The sequence below is a fragment of the Streptomyces sp. NBC_01381 genome, from assembly GCF_026340305.1.
Lineage (GTDB): Bacteria > Actinomycetota > Actinomycetes > Streptomycetales > Streptomycetaceae > Streptomyces.
Window position 1 is genome coordinate 313,989 of record NZ_JAPEPI010000001.1, and the last position, 15,892, is coordinate 329,880.

A 15,892-nucleotide genomic window follows, 5' to 3' on the forward strand; every position below is an offset into this window, starting at 1 on the left:
CGAGGAAGCCGAGGAGCACCGAGATGGTCACGGGCACGGGCAAGCAGCAGCGCCGCGGGAACACCCGTCAGCGCATCCAGGACGTGGCCCTCGAACTCTTCGCCGAGCAGGGGTACGAGAAGACGTCACTGCGCGAGATCTCCGAGCGCCTGGACGTCACGAAGGCCGCGCTGTACTACCACTTCAAGACCAAGGAAGACATCCTCACCAGCATCTTCGAGGACCTCACCCGGCCCATCGACGAGCTGGTGGCGTGGGGCAAGGAACAGCCGCGCACCCTGGAGATCAAGCGGGAGATCCTGACCCGCTACAGCGAGATCCTCACCGGCGCGTCGCCGCTCTTCCGCTTCATGCAGGAGAACCAGGCGACGATGCGGGACCTGAAGACGGGCGAGACCTTCAAGGACCGCATGTTCAGCCTGCTCGACATCCTCAAGGAGCCGGGCGCCCCGATGACCGCCCAAGTGCGCTGCTTCAGCGCGCTGTTCACGATGCACGGCGGCATGTTCGTCCTCAAGGACGCCGAAGGCGACCCCGAGGAGAAGCGCAAGGCCATCCTCGAGGTCGCCATCGATCTGGTGACACGGGCGCACGAAGGCGCCTGAACGGGGTCGGGTCAGACGGTGACGCCGTTGGAGCGCAGGAACGCGACGGGGTCGACCGCGGTGCCGTAGTTCGGGGTCGTACGGATCTCGAAGTGCAGGTGCGGGCCGCTGGAGTTGCCGGTGTTGCCGGAGGCGGCGATGTGCTGCCCGGTGGCGACGGCCTGGCCGACGCGCACGTCGATCTTGGACAGGTGCGCGTACTGCGAGAAGGTGCCGTTGTCGTGCTTGATCACGATGGCGTTGCCGTAGGCGGGGCCGTCACCGGCGCCGTTGCCGCCGGCCTTGACGACGGTGCCGCCGTGCACGGCCTCGACCGAGGTGCCGATCGGCACCGCGAAGTCCTGGCCGGAGTGCTTGGAGGACCACATGCTGCCGCCGAGGCCGAAGGACGCGGAGAGCGTGTACTTGTCGACCGGGTCCTGCCAGGAGGAGGCCTTCTTCGCGGCGGCCTGCTTGGCCTGCGCGGCCTTCTTCGTCGCGGCCTGCTTGGCCGTCTCCGCGGCCTTGGCCTGAGCGGCGGCCTGGGCGGCGATCGAGTTCGCGGAGATGCCGGGCAGCGCACCGGCACTGTCGGCAGCGGCCGCGACACCGGATCCGAGAACTGCCGATGCTCCGAGCCCGAGGGCTGCGACGCTGACGACGGCGGTCCGCGTACGGAGCAGGGACAGGCCGGAACGGTGGGTCTTGGCGCGCTTCGACATGCTGGATTACCTCCGGGATGGGGGGCGTGGTTCGGCCTGCGTCGGCGGGCCGGGCATAAAGGCACCCGGCACACGCAGCTCTGCGTCCCGCCGGGTTGGCCATCCCTTGGTAACCCGCACCCCCACCGATGCCCAAACCCCCCATCTACTACCGAAAGCCGTAGCTCAGGGCGGCCCTTTCCTCCCCTTGACACCACCCAAATCCGACAATTCCCCCTTCAGCTACATGCCGGAATTAGCCACTCAAGACGGGTTTAACCCCACACGGCAGAGGCCCCACACGCCCGCGCCCACCCGTATCGAAGGCTCCCCACCCCCACGCGCCGAAGGTCCCGGAGGTTGCGGACCGAAGGTCCCGACGGCACCCCCGCACGTCACCACTATTCCGCCTAGTACCGGACATAACGCCTGTGCGTCATGTCACCGGGGACCGAGATCCACATCCTCCGGAATGTGACCGGCACTACGCTCACGCGCATGGATCCCGTGGTCATCGGCACCCGGCTCGCGTCGGCGGCCGTAACCCCTCTGATCAAGAAGTTATTCGTCCGTGAAGGGCCGGGGGCAGGCCTGGTGGACCGCCCGGTACGCCTCTCCGGCCTGGTGTCCTTCAGGGGCGAGAAGCGCACGCTGACTCAACAGGACCTGGCAAAGCTGGCCGCCGCCCTCGTCCGCCAGGCCCTGCGCACCGGAGAGCCGGCGATCACCGCCAACGAGGAGCGGGCGGTGGCGGACGCCCTGACCTGCACCCTGCACGCGCTCGGCGACCTCACCCTCAGCGACGTGGAGGCGGTGGAGCTCGGCCACGGGGCCCTTGCTGCGCGGCTGAGGCAAGCCGCCGGCCGCCCGGACCGCGACCTCTCGGCGGACGCCACGTACTTCTACGAGCGCCTGCTCGACACCACCTGCCTGCACATCCTGCACTTCTTCACGCAACGCTCGACCTTCGTGGCAGCGACGCTGGTGGCACAGAGCCGCCGCCAGGCGGAGCTGATAGCGAAGGCGGACGAACTGATAGCCCGCAGCCCGCTCCCCGGGGCGGAGGACGTGGCCTTCGAGCAGCGGTATCTCGCGTACGTGGCGAAGAAGCACGGCAAGCTGACGATCTTCGGGATCGACCTGGCGAATTCGCCGGGGCGGTGGCCGTTGGATGCGGCGTATATGTCGCTGGAGGCGACGGGGCGATTCATCCTCCAGGCCCGGTCGCCGGAGCAGTACGCCCTCGCCCTGGCCGAGTCAGGCCCCCCTGGACCCCGGCCCGCCGACCAGGCCCTCACCACCCATGAGCGGGTACTCCTACGAGGCGAGGCGGGCTCCGGCAAAAGCACACTCGTCCAGTGGCTGGCGGTGAGCACGGCGGGCGGTCCCGCCGCCGAGGACCGCATGGCGTACCTCCACGACCGCGTCCCCTACGTCCTCCCCCTGCGCACCCTCACCCGCCACGGCGAGCGCCTCCCCGCCCCGGCGGACTTCCTCGCCTCGGTCGGCTCCCCGCTCGCGGGCACTCAGCCGTCCGGCTGGGAGTCCCGCGTACTGACGGCGGGCCGGGCGCTGGTCCTGGTGGACGGAATCGACGAGATCCCCGAGTCGGAACGCGCCCGCACCCGGACCTGGCTCACCGACCTGATCGACGCTTACCCCGGCAACCGGTGGCTGGTGACGTCCCGCCCTTCGGCGGTACGCGAGGACTGGCTGGCCGAGGAGGGCTTCACCGAGCTGACACTCTCCGAGATGAGCCGAGTGGATGTCGCCGCCTTCATCGGCCGCTGGCACGCGGCCGCGGCGACGGGCGTCCCGGACGAGGACGCGGCACTGGCTTCGTACGAGAAGCAGTTACTGGGGGCAGTCAGCTCGAAACCGGACCTGGGCCGCCTGGCCACCAACCCCCTGATGTGCGGCCTGATCTGCGCCCTGCACCGCGACCGCAGGGGCTTCCTCCCTCTCAGCCGCAAGGACCTTTACGCGGCGGCGCTTTCGATGCTCCTCGTACGCCGCGACCGCGAACGCCACATGGATGTACCGGAGCTGCGCGAGGAGCCACAGCTCCAGATCCTGCAACGCCTGGCGTACTGGCTGATCCGCAACGGCCGTACGGAGATGGACCGTTCACGGGCGGAGGCAATCATCGGGGATGTCCTGCCTGCGGTGCCGGAGGTCGCGGCGCTCGGCGACGCGGCGGAGGTGTACGCGCACTTCCTGCACCGCAGCGGGCTGCTGCGCGAACCCGCCCCGGACACGGTCGGCTTCGTACACCGCACCTTCCAGGACTTCTTGGGGGCGCGGGCAGTCCTGGACGAGGGCGACTTCGGGCTGCTCGTCGGGAACGCGGCGGACGATCAGTGGGCGGACGTCATCCAGATGACAGTGGCGCAGGCGCGGCCGCGTGAACGTGTGGAAATCTTCCGGGACTTGCTCGCCTCCGGGGACCAGAACCCGGCCGACTCCTTGGCCCGGATGCGGATCCACCTCCTCGCAGCGGTTTGCCTGGAGCACGCGGCGGAGTTGGAGCAGGGGGTTCGGGGGGAGGTGGAGCGGCGGGTGCGGGAGCACATTCCCCCGCTGAGCGCCGAGAACGCCCGCGCGCTAGCAGGGGTCGGGCCGCTGGTGCTGGATCTGCTACCGGGGCCGGACGCCCTGAGCGACGAGGAGGCCCGGCATGTGGCGACCACCGCGACGCACATCCGGTCGGACGCCGCGATTCCGTTCCTCGCACGTTTCGCACGGCACCCCAGTATCGGGGCGCGCAGCCAGCTCATGTGGGGCTGGAGCCGTTACGACCGCCGGCTCTACGCGGAGCAGGTCATCTCCCGGCTCAATGACGGAGTCACAAACTTCGTCTTCCGAAGCGACGAGGACGTGGCGGAGGTCGAGCGGCTGGATCTACGTCCGGAGCGCCTGGACATCCGCGAAGGCGTCTCCGCCGAGGGGGTCTCCAGTCTGCTCGTGGCCTGCGCACCCACCTTCCTGATACTGGAACTGCCTCCGCCCCGACTCACCGCCGAGGCCATCGACGCGTTGCGCGACCTGACGGCACTGCGCTTCTTCGACATCGACGAGCCCTGGGACCTCTCCCTGATCCCGCCCCGGACACCGCTGCGCACCTTGGGGTTCATCAAGTCCCTCGGCGCGCTGACCGACTTCCACCACATCAGCACGTGGCCAGGGCTGGAGTGGATCGCCCTCGGCGCCAACGACCACCTGACCACCGCCGCGGAGTGGGAGACGCTCGCGTGTCTACCCCGGCTCTCCGAGCTGAGCCTGTCGTCCCACAGCCTCGCCTGCGCGCCTCCTGGGACGATCCTGCGTGGCGTCAGGACGCTTCGGCTGCACCCCGCACCCGATCGGGACACCACGACGGCCCGCGTCCCGAGCCTGCTGCCGGAGCTCACCAGCCTCCACGTGCTGCGCCCCACGGGGCATGGGACAGCCGTCGACGTGACCGCACTGGCGGACCACCCGACCCTTGCCCACCTGAGGGCCCCCACCCCCGGCACTACGGGCCTCGAAGCACTCCCCGCCCACATCGAGGTGGTGGCCTACCCGCCCATCACCGATTGAGCTGAAACCACACCCCTTTGCCGCCCCCGGTAGGCGTCACCCCGCACACATCCGACAGCGCGGTCACGAGAAACAACCCCCGCCCACCGGTGTCCTCAGCGGGAGCCCGCCGGGGCGCGGGCAATTGTTCGCTCCCGTCGTACACGGCGATGCGTACGTGGGTGGAGGCGACGGCAGCTCTCAGATGCACGTCACCTTTGGTGTGCTGATGGACATTGGTCACGAGCTCCGATGTGCAGAGTGCGGCGGATTCGGCCAGATGCCCGAGCCCGAGGGTCTCCAGCGCGCTGCGCACGAAGTCCCGGCAGATCTTGGGTGAGGTGGCACTGGCTGGGGTGAACAGGGTGTAGGTCTGCGGAAGTTGAGAACTCTCGGGTACGCCCATCAAACGCCTCCCAGGCGTCGGGTCCGCTGTGACGGTCACTCACGCGCACGGGCCCGCCCGCAGTGGCCTACCACCCCTCGCGAACAACCTCCCGTCCGGCACGGGGAGTTGGATCGGGCGGTGCGCTTCTGCGGTCAGGCATGGGTGCGCTGCGTCGACAGCGAGGCTTCCGGCATCTCTGCGTGAGCGTCGCCGCACTCAGCGTAGGGAACAACTCCACACAACTGCAACCTACTCTGCCCATTGAGTGGACTCCGGCTTACCGCAGCGGAACACTGAGGCTCAATCAGATAGGGAAGGCTGCACGTGGCACTGCGGATCAACATCACCGAGCGCCAGCGACGCATCGGGGCCGAACTACGCAAAGCGCGCCGACAGGCTGGAATTGCTGTCGGCGAAGGCGGCCGCCTCATCGGCATGAGTGGCCCGCACCTCACTCATGTCGAGTCCGGCCGCACCGGAATCCCGTCCCAGCGGCTCCGCGAGCTACTCAAGGCGTACGGCTACAAGAATGAGGAGTACATCGACGCTCTGGTGGACCTCGCCGAGAGCAAAGGCAGAGGCTGGTGGACCGAGTACCGCAAGTCCCTGCCTCAACGCAGCCTTGACCTGGCCGAGTTGGAATCCCGTGCCACAGCGATCCAGAGTTACGAGACGCTCCTCATCCCAGGGCTGCTCCAGACCGAGGCCTACATGCGGGCCCTCTTCTGCAGCTCGCGACCAGGCGCCTCCCCCACAGAGATCGACACGCTTGTCCGCTACCGCCGCGCACGCCAGCAGATCCTCGCGGACGGCTCTCCCACAGCCATCCACGCCGTCATCCACGAGGCCGCCCTACGCATCATCGTGGGCAGCTCGGATGTCATGCGAGACCAACTCACGCATCTCCTGCGTTCCGCCCAGCGCCCGGGGACCACGATCCAGATCTTGCCCTTCGACGCCGGGGCCCGCGCCTGGTTCGGCACGCCGCTGCTGATCCTCGGCGCAGGGGTGCCTGGACTGGAGACAGTGATCGTCGAGCACCCGGCAGAGCCGCTCAGGCTTGGCGACATCGAGTCCATCGCCCGCTACAGGAGCACCTTCGACTCACTGAGCCGGAACTCACTCCCCCGTGTGACAGCCGATGGCTCCCCGGGCAGCCACGAACGCCGGGACTCCTGGGGGCTCATTCACCACGTCCTCTATACGTACTAGGAGTACGTCATGGCCGAACTCACCTGGCAGAAGTCGACTTTCAGCGATGGGGCAGGCGACAACTGCGTCTACGTCGCCACCACGGCCACGGGGACAATCCACCTCCGCGAAAGCGACACCCCGGAGACCACCCTCACCACGACCCCCAAGGCCCTGGCCGCCCTAATACGCACCCTCACAACAGCCAACTGAGGGCAGGGCTTTGCTGTCCCGGCGTCGAGTTGGCGCCGGGGCCGCCCGGTTGTCCGGAGTGTGGCGGTTCCGGGCCGGGTGTAAAGGGCGCTCCTTCGTCGCGTCGGCTGCGCCGATTCCGCTTCGCTCCACCCTTGACACCCACCCCTCCACCGCGAGAAGCGTGATGACCGGGCGGCCACGAAGCGGGGCTCTCGGGGACCACCCGGCGGGTCATCAGGCTTCGCGGCCGGGTGCGGACTGGTTCGTATCAGTGCAGCCGAGTGGGAGGGGTGCGCGGTCGGTTCGGGGATGGGTCCCGGCTTCGTCAAGCGTCTACCGACCGGATCTTCCGGTCTCGGCCGGGAGGGAGGGGGGTGTGGGGAACCTACTTCGGCAAAGTTGCGTTTCGTAGTGCCGCGCGCCCCCCTTGTGTCAGAACACTACTTTTCCAAAGTAGGTCCCCCACCCCCACCCAGCATCGGTGAAGCGTGACGGTCACCGGGAAGATCCGGTCGTCAGACGCTTGACGAGACCGGCACCGATCCCCGGACCGGCCGCGCACCCCTCCCACCCGGCTGCGCTGCTACGAACCAGTCCGCACCCGGCAGACAAGCCTGACGCCCCAAGGACCCGTCCCCGTGAGCCCCGTTTCGTGGCCGCCCGGTCAATTTGCTTCTCGCGGTGGAGGGGTGGGTGTCAAGGGTGGAGCGAAGCGGAATCGGCGCAGCCGACGCGACGAAGGAGCGCCCTTTACACCCGGCCCGGAACCGCCACACTCCGGACAACCGGGCGGCCCCGGCGCCAATCAAAGCTGCCGCAGAAAAATTCTCCCTCCCCCACCCGTCACACTCCCGCGACGCGCTCCGTCATAGCAGCGAGGCACCAGCAAGGGCACCAACCGGAGCCCCCCCCCTCGCCCCCAAGAAGGAGCACCCCATGTCCACTGCCCACCTCGTCGTCACCATCCTCGCCGCCGTCATGACCGGCTTCTCCGCCACCTCCGTCTTCCTCCGCTCGAAGTGGGTCGTCGAGCCGATGGCCGACTACGGAGTCCCGATGTCCTGGCTGCCCTGGCTCGGCGCGGCCAAGGCCGCGGGAACCGTGGGCCTGCTGGTCGGTCTGTTCGTACCGGTCATCGGCATCGTCGCCGGGATCTGCCTGATCGCGTACTTCACGGGAGCCGTCGTCACCGTGATCCGCGCCCGCTGGTACACCCACATCCCCTTCCCCTTGATCTACGCGGCGCCGGTGGTCGGCGCCCTGGCCCTCGGGCTCGCCGCCTGAGCGGCCTGACCGGCCTGGACCATCCGAGCCGCCTCGATCCCGCCCACCGGCCCGACATCCACGCGGAGTTCACCTAACCTTGACGCTCCAAGACAACCCACCCGCAGGGACCCTCAATGTCCATGGAGCCCGTTGTCCGCATTCCCACGACGCTCGCCGCTCCACTCGTTCAACGGCTCATCCGCACCACACCTCAACAGCAGCCCACCGCCCCCGAGTTGATCGCCGCCCTCGCCACCTGGCGAGGGCCCGACGCGCCGGCGACCCCGGACGACGTCCACCGCACGGCCGCCGAGTTCGTCCAGCTCGCCGCCGAGGCGCACACCGCGCCCGGCGGTGAACTCACCGGCATCGCCGACGTGTTGGCCAGGACCCTGCTGGCCGTCGGTGAGCTCGACCTCACCGACGTCGACGCCGTGCGGCTCGGCCCGCAGGACTACGCGCGGCGGCTGCGCGGCGCCGTGCAGGGCGCGGACCGGGACCTGTCCCCCGACGCCGCCTGGTTCCACGACGAGTTGCTCGTGGCCGTCTGCCTGCATGTGCTCCATCACTTCGTACGCCGCTCCCCGCACATCCAGCAGCAGATGCCCGGACGCTCCAGCCGCATACGCCAGCTCGTCGACCTGAACGACGCGGAGGCCGCCGCCCGGCAGCCCGAACGCTCCCAGGAGGACCGGGACTTCGAGGCGCTGTATGCCGAGGAAGTCGTACGGCAGCACGGCTGGCTCACCATCGTCGGCGTCGACCTCGCCAACGCGCCGGACCGCTGGCCCCTGGAGGACACCTACCTCAGCCTGGAGGCCGAGGAGAGCAGCGGCAGCGGAGTGCCGGGCGAGCCGCGGACCGTGCTGCTCGCCGACCGCGCCCTGGAGGGGCACGAGCGCGTGCTCCTTCGCGGTGACGCCGGCTCCGGCAAGACGACCCTCGTGCAGTGGCTCGCGGTCGCCGCGGCCCGCGAAGGCGCCCGGGTGCCGTTCGTACTCCCCGTACGCCGCTTCGCCCGCGAAGGCTTCCCCGCCCCGGACGACTTCCTGCACGCCATCCGCCACCCACTGGCCGACCGCGCCCCGGAGGGCTGGGTCGTCCGTACGCTCCTCGCCGGTCGCGCCATGCTCCTGGTCGACGGCATCGACGAGGCCCCGGAGGCGAGCCGCGGCGAGCTGCGCGGCCAGCTCCGCCGTCTCCTGCGCATCTTCTCCGGCAACGGCTGTCTGGTCACCTCGCGCCCCTCCGCCGTCGAGGACGGGTGGCTGGCCCAGGAACGCCTCGCCGAGGAGGGCTTCCGGGAGCTCTCGCTCGCGCCCATGTCACGCGACCAGGTCACCCGGTTCATCCACGACTGGCACGCGGCCGCGCTGAGCGACGAGGCGTGCAAGGAGCAGCGCGACCGCGACGAGCTGAGGGAGTACGAGCAGCGCCTTCTGCACTCCGTACGCATCTATCGCGAGCTGCGGCAGCTCGCCACCAACCCCCTGATGTGCGGCCTGATCTGCGCCCTCAACCGCGACCGCTCGGGCTCGCTCCCCAACGGCCGCAAGGAGCTGTACGACGCCGCCCTGGAGATGCTCCTCCAGCGCCGCGATCCCGAGCGTGATGTCTTGTACGCCGATGATGTGCGGCTCCAGCAGGGGCCGCGCGAGCTGCTCCTGCGCAAGCTCGCGCACGCGATGGTCGAGGAAGGCGTCTCGGAGCTGCCGCGCGACCGCGTGGTCGGCATCCTGGACGCGGCCCTGCCCGCCATTCCCTCCGCCCGCGCGGCGGGCGACGGCGAGAAGATCTTCCGGCATCTGCTGCACCGCACAGGGCTGCTCCGCGAACAGGCGGGCCTCTCCGTGGACTTCATCCACCGCACCTTCCAGGACTATCTGGCCGCCAAGGAGATCGTGGCCCGCGGGCAGTTCCGTACGCTCGTGGATCACGCGCACCGCTCCGAGTGGGAGGAGGTCATCCGCATGTCCGCCGCCCACGCCCGGCCCGAGGAGTGCGCCGACTTCCTGGAGCGGCTCCTGGCCGCCGCCCCCAACCTGCGCCGCCCGCACGTGAACCACCGGCGCCTGATGGCCGCGGCCTGCCTCGAGCACGTCACCGAGCTCGACCCCGCGGTGCAGCAACTCGTCCACGACCGCACCAAGAACCTCGTACGCCCCACGAACGATCTGGCCGCCCGCAGCCTCGGCTGGGTCGGCCCCATCGTCCTGGAGCAGCTGCCGGACCCCGCGCAGGTGCCGAGCGACCAGCAGGCGCTGCTGCTCGCCATCACGGCGACCCGCGTCCAGGACGACGCCGCGATCGACTATCTCGCCCGCCTCCGGCACCGCTCGGCCCTCTCCATCCGGGCCGAGCTGGCCCGCCCCTGGCGGCACTTCGACACGGAGCGGTACGCGCGCGAGATCATCGCCCATCTGGATCCGGTCGGCCTGTACTTCCCCGTCTCGGACACCGCCGAGCTCGCGGCGCTGCGACAGCTCGGCGGGCGGCCCTGGATCCAGGTGGTCGGCGTCATACGTACCGAAGAGCTCCTGGACGGCCTTGAACACGAGCAGCTCACCCACCTGTGGATCACCGCGGAGCTCGCCGACCCGGACATGTCCTGGCTGACCGGCTTCCCCAACCTGAGCGTGCTCCGGGTCAACCCCCGGCTGCCGCGGGTGCGGAACGTACCGGAGGGCGTGACGATCACGTCGTAGCCGCGGGCAGGAGCGCCCCGTAAGGGGCGCGGGGAACTGCGCGAGCAACCACAACGCACCCGCAGCCGGACGAAGCCAAAAAGGGGCTGCCCCGGACCGTAGGAAACGATCCGGGGCAGCCCCTGCACTGCTCTGCGGGCCGGAGGCTTACGCCTCCTTGCTCAGATTCGGCCCAGCACCGCCGCCGGCGGCCTGCTCGATCGGCGGGACATCCGGCAGCGCCGCCTTCTCCTCGCCACGGAAGGTGAACTTGGCGGTGTCGCCCTCGCCCTCCGTGTCGACGACCACGATGTGGCCGGGGCGGAGCTCGCCGAAGAGGATCTTCTCCGACAGGATGTCCTCGACCTCGCGCTGGATCGTCCGGCGCAGCGGCCGGGCGCCCATGACCGGGTCGTAACCCTTCTTGGCGAGGAGCTTCTTCGCGTCCGCGCTGAGCTCGATGCCCATGTCGCGGTCCTTCAGGCGCTCGTCCACCTTGGCGATCATGAGGTCGACGATCTGGATGATGTCTTCCTCGGTGAGCTGGTGGAAGACCACCGTGTCGTCGACACGGTTCAGGAACTCCGGGCGGAAGTGCTGCTTCAGCTCGTCGTTGACCTTGGTCTTCATGCGCTCGTAGTTGGTCTTGACGTCACCCGACGCGGCGAATCCCAGGTTGAAGCCCTTGGAGATGTCACGCGTGCCGAGGTTGGTCGTCATGATGATGACCGTGTTCTTGAAGTCCACGACCCGGCCCTGGGAGTCGGTCAGGCGACCGTCTTCCAGGATCTGCAGGAGCGAGTTGAAGATATCCGGGTGGGCCTTCTCGACCTCGTCGAAGAGGACGACCGAGAACGGCTTGCGGCGGACCTTCTCGGTCAGCTGACCGCCCTCTTCGTAACCGACATATCCGGGCGGCGAACCGAAGAGACGCGAGACCGTGTGCTTCTCGCTGAACTCCGACATGTCGAGCGAGATCAGGGCGTCCTCGTCACCGAAGAGGAATTCGGCGAGCGTCTTGGAAAGCTCCGTCTTACCGACACCGGACGGGCCGGCGAAGATGAACGAACCACCGGGGCGCTTCGGGTCCTTCAGACCGGCGCGCGTACGCCGAATCGCCTGCGAAAGCGCCTTGATGGCGTCCTTCTGACCGATGACCCGCTTGTGGAGCTCGTCCTCCATGCGGAGCAGCCGCGAGGACTCCTCCTCGGTGAGCTTGAAGACCGGAATGCCCGTCGCCGTGGCGAGGACCTCGGCGATGAGCTCGCCGTCGACCTCGGCGACGACGTCCATGTCGCCGGCCTTCCATTCCTTCTCGCGCTTGGCCTTCGCGGCCAGGAGCTGCTTCTCCTTGTCGCGCAGGGAAGCGGCCTTCTCGAAGTCCTGCGAGTCGATCGCGGACTCCTTGTCGCGGCGGACGCCGGCGATCTTCTCGTCGAATTCGCGGAGGTCCGGCGGCGCGGTCATCCGGCGGATGCGCATCCGGGAACCGGCCTCGTCGATCAGGTCGATGGCCTTGTCCGGCAGGAAGCGGTCCGAGATGTACCGGTCGGCCAGGGTGGCGGCCTGGACCAGCGCCTCGTCCGTGATGGAGACCCTGTGGTGGGCCTCGTAACGGTCGCGCAGACCCTTGAGGATCTCGATGGTGTGCGGCAGCGACGGCTCCGCGACCTGGATGGGCTGGAAGCGGCGCTCGAGGGCCGCGTCCTTCTCCAGGTGCTTGCGGTACTCGTCGAGCGTGGTGGCGCCGATGGTCTGCAGCTCACCACGGGCGAGCATCGGCTTCAGGATCGAAGCCGCGTCGATCGCGCCCTCGGCGGCGCCCGCACCCACCAGGGTGTGGAGCTCGTCGATGAACAGGATGATGTCGCCGCGGGTGCGGATCTCCTTGAGGACCTTCTTCAGGCGCTCCTCGAAGTCACCGCGGTAGCGGGAACCGGCGACCAGCGCGCCCAGGTCGAGGGTGTAGAGGTGCTTGTCCTTGAGGGTCTCGGGCACCTCGCCCTTGACGATGGCCTGCGCGAGGCCCTCGACGACGGCGGTCTTGCCGACGCCGGGCTCGCCGATGAGCACGGGGTTGTTCTTCGTACGGCGGGACAGCACCTGCATGACCCGCTCGATCTCCTTCTCGCGCCCGATGACCGGGTCGAGCTTGGACTCACGAGCGGCCTGGGTGAGGTTCCGGCCGAACTGGTCGAGCACCAGGGACGTGGAGGGCGTGCCCTCGGCAGGACCGCCCGCGGTGGCGGTCTCCTTGCCCTGGTATCCGGAGAGCAGCTGGATGACCTGCTGCCGCACCCGGTTGAGATCGGCACCCAGCTTGACCAGGACCTGGGCGGCGACGCCCTCGCCCTCGCGGATCAGGCCGAGCAGGATGTGCTCCGTGCCGATGTAGTTGTGGCCCAGCTGAAGGGCCTCGCGGAGCGAAAGCTCCAGGACCTTCTTGGCACGGGGGGTGAAGGGGATGTGCCCGGACGGAGCCTGCTGGCCCTGCCCGATGATCTCCTCCACCTGCTGGCGGACCGCCTCGAGCGAAATCCCGAGGCTCTCCAGGGCCTTAGCGGCGACACCCTCGCCCTCGTGGATCAAGCCCAGGAGGATGTGCTCGGTGCCGATGTAGTTGTGGTTGAGCATCCGGGCTTCTTCCTGAGCCAGGACGACAACCCGCCGCGCGCGGTCGGTGAACCTCTCGAACATCGTTAATCGCTCCTCAGAGCGGTCAGAAAGATTGGGGACGATCCCCTCCCTGTCCTTCCGCAGCTTAGTCCCGCAAGCGGGGACCGCTCATTCCAACTGCCGACACCCGGCCGAGAACAAGAGGTGCCTCCTGACCCCGAACGCCGACAACTGCTCCAACCCGATGGTGCGAGACGATGTTCCCGCAGGCCAGGCACTTACCCTCACCACCACTACGCCGATGGCGAACGTGAGACGGCCTAGCGCGCGTGTCGCCCCTCCCCACTAGGGATGTCTTACCCGTAACGACTGACACTCCATGCGGCGCACCCCGGTTCCCTCCGCTACGGGCGAACACCCTTGCGCCGCCGAACACGCTTTTACGCCCCGAATCCGGACACTCTGTGCGTTCGCGCGAGCACCCTGCGTAACCCACCGGTCCGTCGGGCGGTTGCTCAGACATGGCCCACCTCACCGTTCCCCAGCCCCGCCTGCCGTACGAGCAGAGCGATCCGGTGCGTCAGTGGTACGAGAACGAACTCGGCTGGGCGACCGAGGACCGGCGCCCGGGGCTGCCGGTGCGGCTGCTCACGGGGCTGCGCTTCGATGTGCTCGAACTTCCCGCGGAGGCCGGCTTCGCCGCGCTGCGGCATCTCGGGCCGAAGGCTCCGGTGGCACTGCGCGGGGAAACGATGCGGCTCTTCGTGGCCGCGGGGAGCGCCGAGGAACTGCCGGGGCTCCTGGAGTGGCTGGAGTGGGGTGACATCCCGCTGGAGCTCACAGCCGTCGGGGCGGGCGGGCGGACCGATGCGCCCACGCCCCCGGGGTGGTCCGGCTCGCGGGGGGCGGCCGTCTGGCTGCGCCCCCCAGAGCCCGGGTGCGAGGTGGAGCCGACGCTGCCGGCACTGCCGTCCCTGTACTGCGTGGGGGGTGGCACCGTGCCCCACAGCGATCCCGCCGTGGGCTCCGGTCTCGTACGACTTGTGGACACGGCGGCAACGCAGTGCCACCGGGTCCGTCTGCGACGGGGCCGTCGTCAGCCGTTGGCCTTCTCGTAGGCCTCGCGGATGGACGCGGGGACGCGGCCGCGGTCGTTGACCTCGAAACCGTTGTCCTTTGCCCAGGCGCGAATGGCCGCGGTGTCCTGACCACCGCTCGCGGCGGCGGCACGAGCCTTGCCACGCCCCGCGGAACCACGGCCACCGGTACGACGACCACCCTTGAGGTACGGCTCAAGAAGACCGCGGAGCTTGTCCGCGTTCGCAGTGGTGAGGTCAATCTCGTACGACTTGCCGTCCAGCGCGAACGTCACCGTCTCGTCCGCCTCGCCACCGTCGAGGTCATCGACAAGAAGGACCTGAACCTTCTGTGCCACCGGATTTCCTTTCATCGATAACTTCAGGGCCGGATCGTGCGGCGTGAGCCGCTGAATCGCCGCCCCCTGTTATATGCAGTACTGCAGTACATCGGAAAGCAAACCGCTTTTGCTGGAAAAACACAAACCCCTGGCAGAGACCGGGGACCCCGAGAACCCAGGAAACATGCGCGTTTCGGACATAGGGAACCGGGGCAGCAGCGTTCGGAATACGCGGCGACGATCACAGATGCAGAAGCATCCGGCTGTTGCCCAAGGTGTTCGGTTTCACTCGTTCGAGGCCGAGGAACTCGGCGACACCCTCGTCATTGGAACGCAGCAGCTCGCTGTAGACATCTCCGTCGACCGGCGTCTCACCGATCTCCACGAAGCCGTGCTTCGCGAAGAAGTCGACTTCGAAGGTGAGACAGAAAACCCGCCGGACACCGAGCCAGCGAGCGGTCTGCAGCAACTTCCCCAACACCTGATGTCCCACTCCGACGCCCTTGACATCGGGCTTCACCGCGAGCGTGCGCACTTCCGCGAGGTCTTCCCACATCACATGCAGGGCACCGCAGCCGACGACCTCGGCGTTGTCGTCGCGTTCCGCTACCCAGAACTCCTGGATCGACTCGTAAAGCGCGACGGTCGCTTTGTCGAGCAGGATCCCCTGGCGGGTGTAGGAGTCGAGGAGGTCGCGCACGGCCGGGACATCGGCGGTGCGCGCCCTGCGTACGGAGACTGCTTTTGCGCTGAGTTCAGGGGGTTCTGCTGGCATGATCGGACGCTATCGTTCTGCTTCGCGCTCCGCCGCGTCGGGGTTCGGCGGGTTCGGCGCCTGAACGTTCGGTCCCTGAACGATGCGCATCGCATCGCTGAGCGCTTCGCGCTGTTCCTCCGACATCATGCCGAAGAACGCGACAAGAGCGGCCGCGGGGTTGTCGCTCTGGGACCATGCTTCGTTCATCAGTGCGGCCGCGTAGGCGGCTCGAGTGGAGACCGCCTCATATCGATAGGCGCGGCCTTCCGCTTCACGGCGCACCCAGCCCTTCTGATGGAGATTGTCCAAAACGGTCATGACAGTGGTGTAGGCGATGGACCGTTCCTGCTGAAGGTCTTCAAGGACTTCCCGAACGGTCACGGGGCGGTTCCACTTCCACACCCGTGTCATGACTGAGTCTTCGAGTTCTCCCAAGGGGCGAGGCACACCAGAACAATAGTGGGAGATGTCACTAATGCCATGACGGACGTGGCGGAGGCGTCATTTACCCAACAAAAAGGGCGTACGACTCGGA

Annotated in this window: 13 protein-coding genes; 7 read left to right on the top strand and 6 right to left on the bottom strand. The window is 68.3% G+C overall.

The features are described 5' to 3' along the window. Nucleotides 1–23 precede the first annotated feature (23 nt). Nucleotides 24–605, top strand: a complete 582-nt coding sequence (locus OG453_RS01560; RefSeq protein WP_266863691.1) for a TetR/AcrR family transcriptional regulator — start codon at nucleotides 24–26, stop codon at nucleotides 603–605. An 11-nt stretch (nucleotides 606–616) separates the two neighbouring features. Here OG453_RS01560 and OG453_RS01565 read toward each other — a convergent pair whose 3' ends face one another. After that, nucleotides 617–1,306: a M23 family metallopeptidase gene (locus tag OG453_RS01565; protein ID WP_266863693.1), complete on the bottom strand. Its 690-nt coding sequence runs from the start codon at nucleotides 1,304–1,306 to the stop codon at nucleotides 617–619. Between the two features lie 477 nt (nucleotides 1,307–1,783). Here OG453_RS01565 and OG453_RS01570 point away from each other — a divergent pair, with 477 nt between their 5' ends. Continuing rightward, nucleotides 1,784–4,864, top strand: coding sequence for an NACHT domain-containing NTPase (locus OG453_RS01570; protein WP_266863695.1), 3,081 nt, complete (start codon nucleotides 1,784–1,786; stop codon nucleotides 4,862–4,864). Here OG453_RS01570 and OG453_RS01575 read toward each other — a convergent pair. Then, entirely contained in the window at nucleotides 4,854–5,249 is a 396-nt protein-coding gene (locus tag OG453_RS01575) for an ATP-binding protein (protein WP_266863697.1), read from the bottom strand. The genes OG453_RS01570 and OG453_RS01575 overlap by 11 nt on opposite strands. A 306-nt stretch (nucleotides 5,250–5,555) precedes the next feature. Here OG453_RS01575 and OG453_RS01580 point away from each other — a divergent pair, with 306 nt between their 5' ends. The 4 genes from OG453_RS01580 (at nucleotide 5,556) to OG453_RS01595 (ending at nucleotide 10,588) form a co-directional block, all read left to right on the top strand. Next, a complete protein-coding gene (locus OG453_RS01580; protein ID WP_266863699.1) occupies nucleotides 5,556–6,443 on the top strand; it encodes a helix-turn-helix transcriptional regulator in 888 nt (295 codons plus the stop codon). 9 nt (nucleotides 6,444–6,452) lie between these two features. Continuing rightward, nucleotides 6,453–6,635, top strand: coding sequence for a DUF397 domain-containing protein (locus tag OG453_RS01585; protein ID WP_266863701.1), 183 nt, complete (start codon nucleotides 6,453–6,455; stop codon nucleotides 6,633–6,635). Nucleotides 6,636–7,553: 918 nt separating this feature from the next. After that, nucleotides 7,554–7,901: a DoxX family protein gene (locus OG453_RS01590; RefSeq protein WP_266863703.1), complete on the top strand. Its 348-nt coding sequence runs from the start codon at nucleotides 7,554–7,556 to the stop codon at nucleotides 7,899–7,901. Between the two features lie 122 nt (nucleotides 7,902–8,023). Continuing rightward, the gene (locus OG453_RS01595) at nucleotides 8,024–10,588 is read left to right on the top strand and encodes an NACHT domain-containing NTPase (protein WP_266863705.1); all 2,565 of its coding nucleotides are present in this window, start codon (nucleotides 8,024–8,026) and stop codon (nucleotides 10,586–10,588) included. Between the two features lie 147 nt (nucleotides 10,589–10,735). On the opposite strand, the gene OG453_RS01600 is transcribed toward OG453_RS01595, so the two are convergent. Continuing rightward, on the bottom strand, nucleotides 10,736–13,264 hold the full coding sequence (locus OG453_RS01600) for an ATP-dependent Clp protease ATP-binding subunit (protein ID WP_266863707.1): 2,529 nt from the start codon (nucleotides 13,262–13,264) through the stop codon (nucleotides 10,736–10,738). Between the two features lie 440 nt (nucleotides 13,265–13,704). Between OG453_RS01600 and OG453_RS01605 the strand changes: the two genes are divergently transcribed. Further along, nucleotides 13,705–14,301 carry an SCO3374 family protein gene (locus OG453_RS01605; protein WP_266863709.1) on the top strand — a complete coding sequence of 199 codons (597 nt, stop codon included), beginning with the start codon at nucleotides 13,705–13,707 and terminating at the stop codon, nucleotides 14,299–14,301. On the opposite strand, the gene OG453_RS01610 is transcribed toward OG453_RS01605, so the two are convergent. The 3 genes from OG453_RS01610 to OG453_RS01620 all read right to left on the bottom strand — a co-directional run bounded on the left by OG453_RS01610 (nucleotide 14,280) and on the right by OG453_RS01620 (nucleotide 15,792). Beyond that, entirely contained in the window at nucleotides 14,280–14,618 is a 339-nt protein-coding gene (locus tag OG453_RS01610; protein WP_266863712.1) for an Lsr2 family protein, read from the bottom strand. The two genes, OG453_RS01605 and OG453_RS01610, sit on opposite strands and share 22 nt — an antisense overlap. Nucleotides 14,619–14,841: 223 nt before the next feature. Next, the gene (locus OG453_RS01615; protein ID WP_266863714.1) at nucleotides 14,842–15,375 is read right to left on the bottom strand and encodes an amino-acid N-acetyltransferase; all 534 of its coding nucleotides are present in this window, start codon (nucleotides 15,373–15,375) and stop codon (nucleotides 14,842–14,844) included. Between the two features lie 9 nt (nucleotides 15,376–15,384). After that, nucleotides 15,385–15,792, bottom strand: coding sequence for a BlaI/MecI/CopY family transcriptional regulator (locus tag OG453_RS01620; RefSeq protein ID WP_323178591.1), 408 nt, complete (start codon nucleotides 15,790–15,792; stop codon nucleotides 15,385–15,387). Between the last annotated feature and the right edge of the window lie 100 nt (nucleotides 15,793–15,892).

What these genes read in the sequence shown, in the direction of transcription:
- OG453_RS01560 (WP_266863691.1), top strand. Translation starts at nt 24, where the DNA reads ATGGTCACGGGCACGGGCAAGCAGCAGCGCCGCGGGAACACCCGTCAG.
- OG453_RS01565 (WP_266863693.1), bottom strand. Translation starts at nt 1,306, where the DNA reads ATGTCGAAGCGCGCCAAGACCCACCGTTCCGGCCTGTCCCTGCTCCGT.
- OG453_RS01570 (WP_266863695.1), top strand. Translation starts at nt 1,784, where the DNA reads ATGGATCCCGTGGTCATCGGCACCCGGCTCGCGTCGGCGGCCGTAACC.
- OG453_RS01575 (WP_266863697.1), bottom strand. Translation starts at nt 5,249, where the DNA reads ATGGGCGTACCCGAGAGTTCTCAACTTCCGCAGACCTACACCCTGTTC.
- OG453_RS01585 (WP_266863701.1), top strand. Translation starts at nt 6,453, where the DNA reads ATGGCCGAACTCACCTGGCAGAAGTCGACTTTCAGCGATGGGGCAGGC.
- OG453_RS01590 (WP_266863703.1), top strand. Translation starts at nt 7,554, where the DNA reads ATGTCCACTGCCCACCTCGTCGTCACCATCCTCGCCGCCGTCATGACC.
- OG453_RS01595 (WP_266863705.1), top strand. Translation starts at nt 8,024, where the DNA reads ATGGAGCCCGTTGTCCGCATTCCCACGACGCTCGCCGCTCCACTCGTT.
- OG453_RS01600 (WP_266863707.1), bottom strand. Translation starts at nt 13,264, where the DNA reads ATGTTCGAGAGGTTCACCGACCGCGCGCGGCGGGTTGTCGTCCTGGCT.
- OG453_RS01605 (WP_266863709.1), top strand. Translation starts at nt 13,705, where the DNA reads ATGGCCCACCTCACCGTTCCCCAGCCCCGCCTGCCGTACGAGCAGAGC.
- OG453_RS01615 (WP_266863714.1), bottom strand. Translation starts at nt 15,375, where the DNA reads ATGCCAGCAGAACCCCCTGAACTCAGCGCAAAAGCAGTCTCCGTACGC.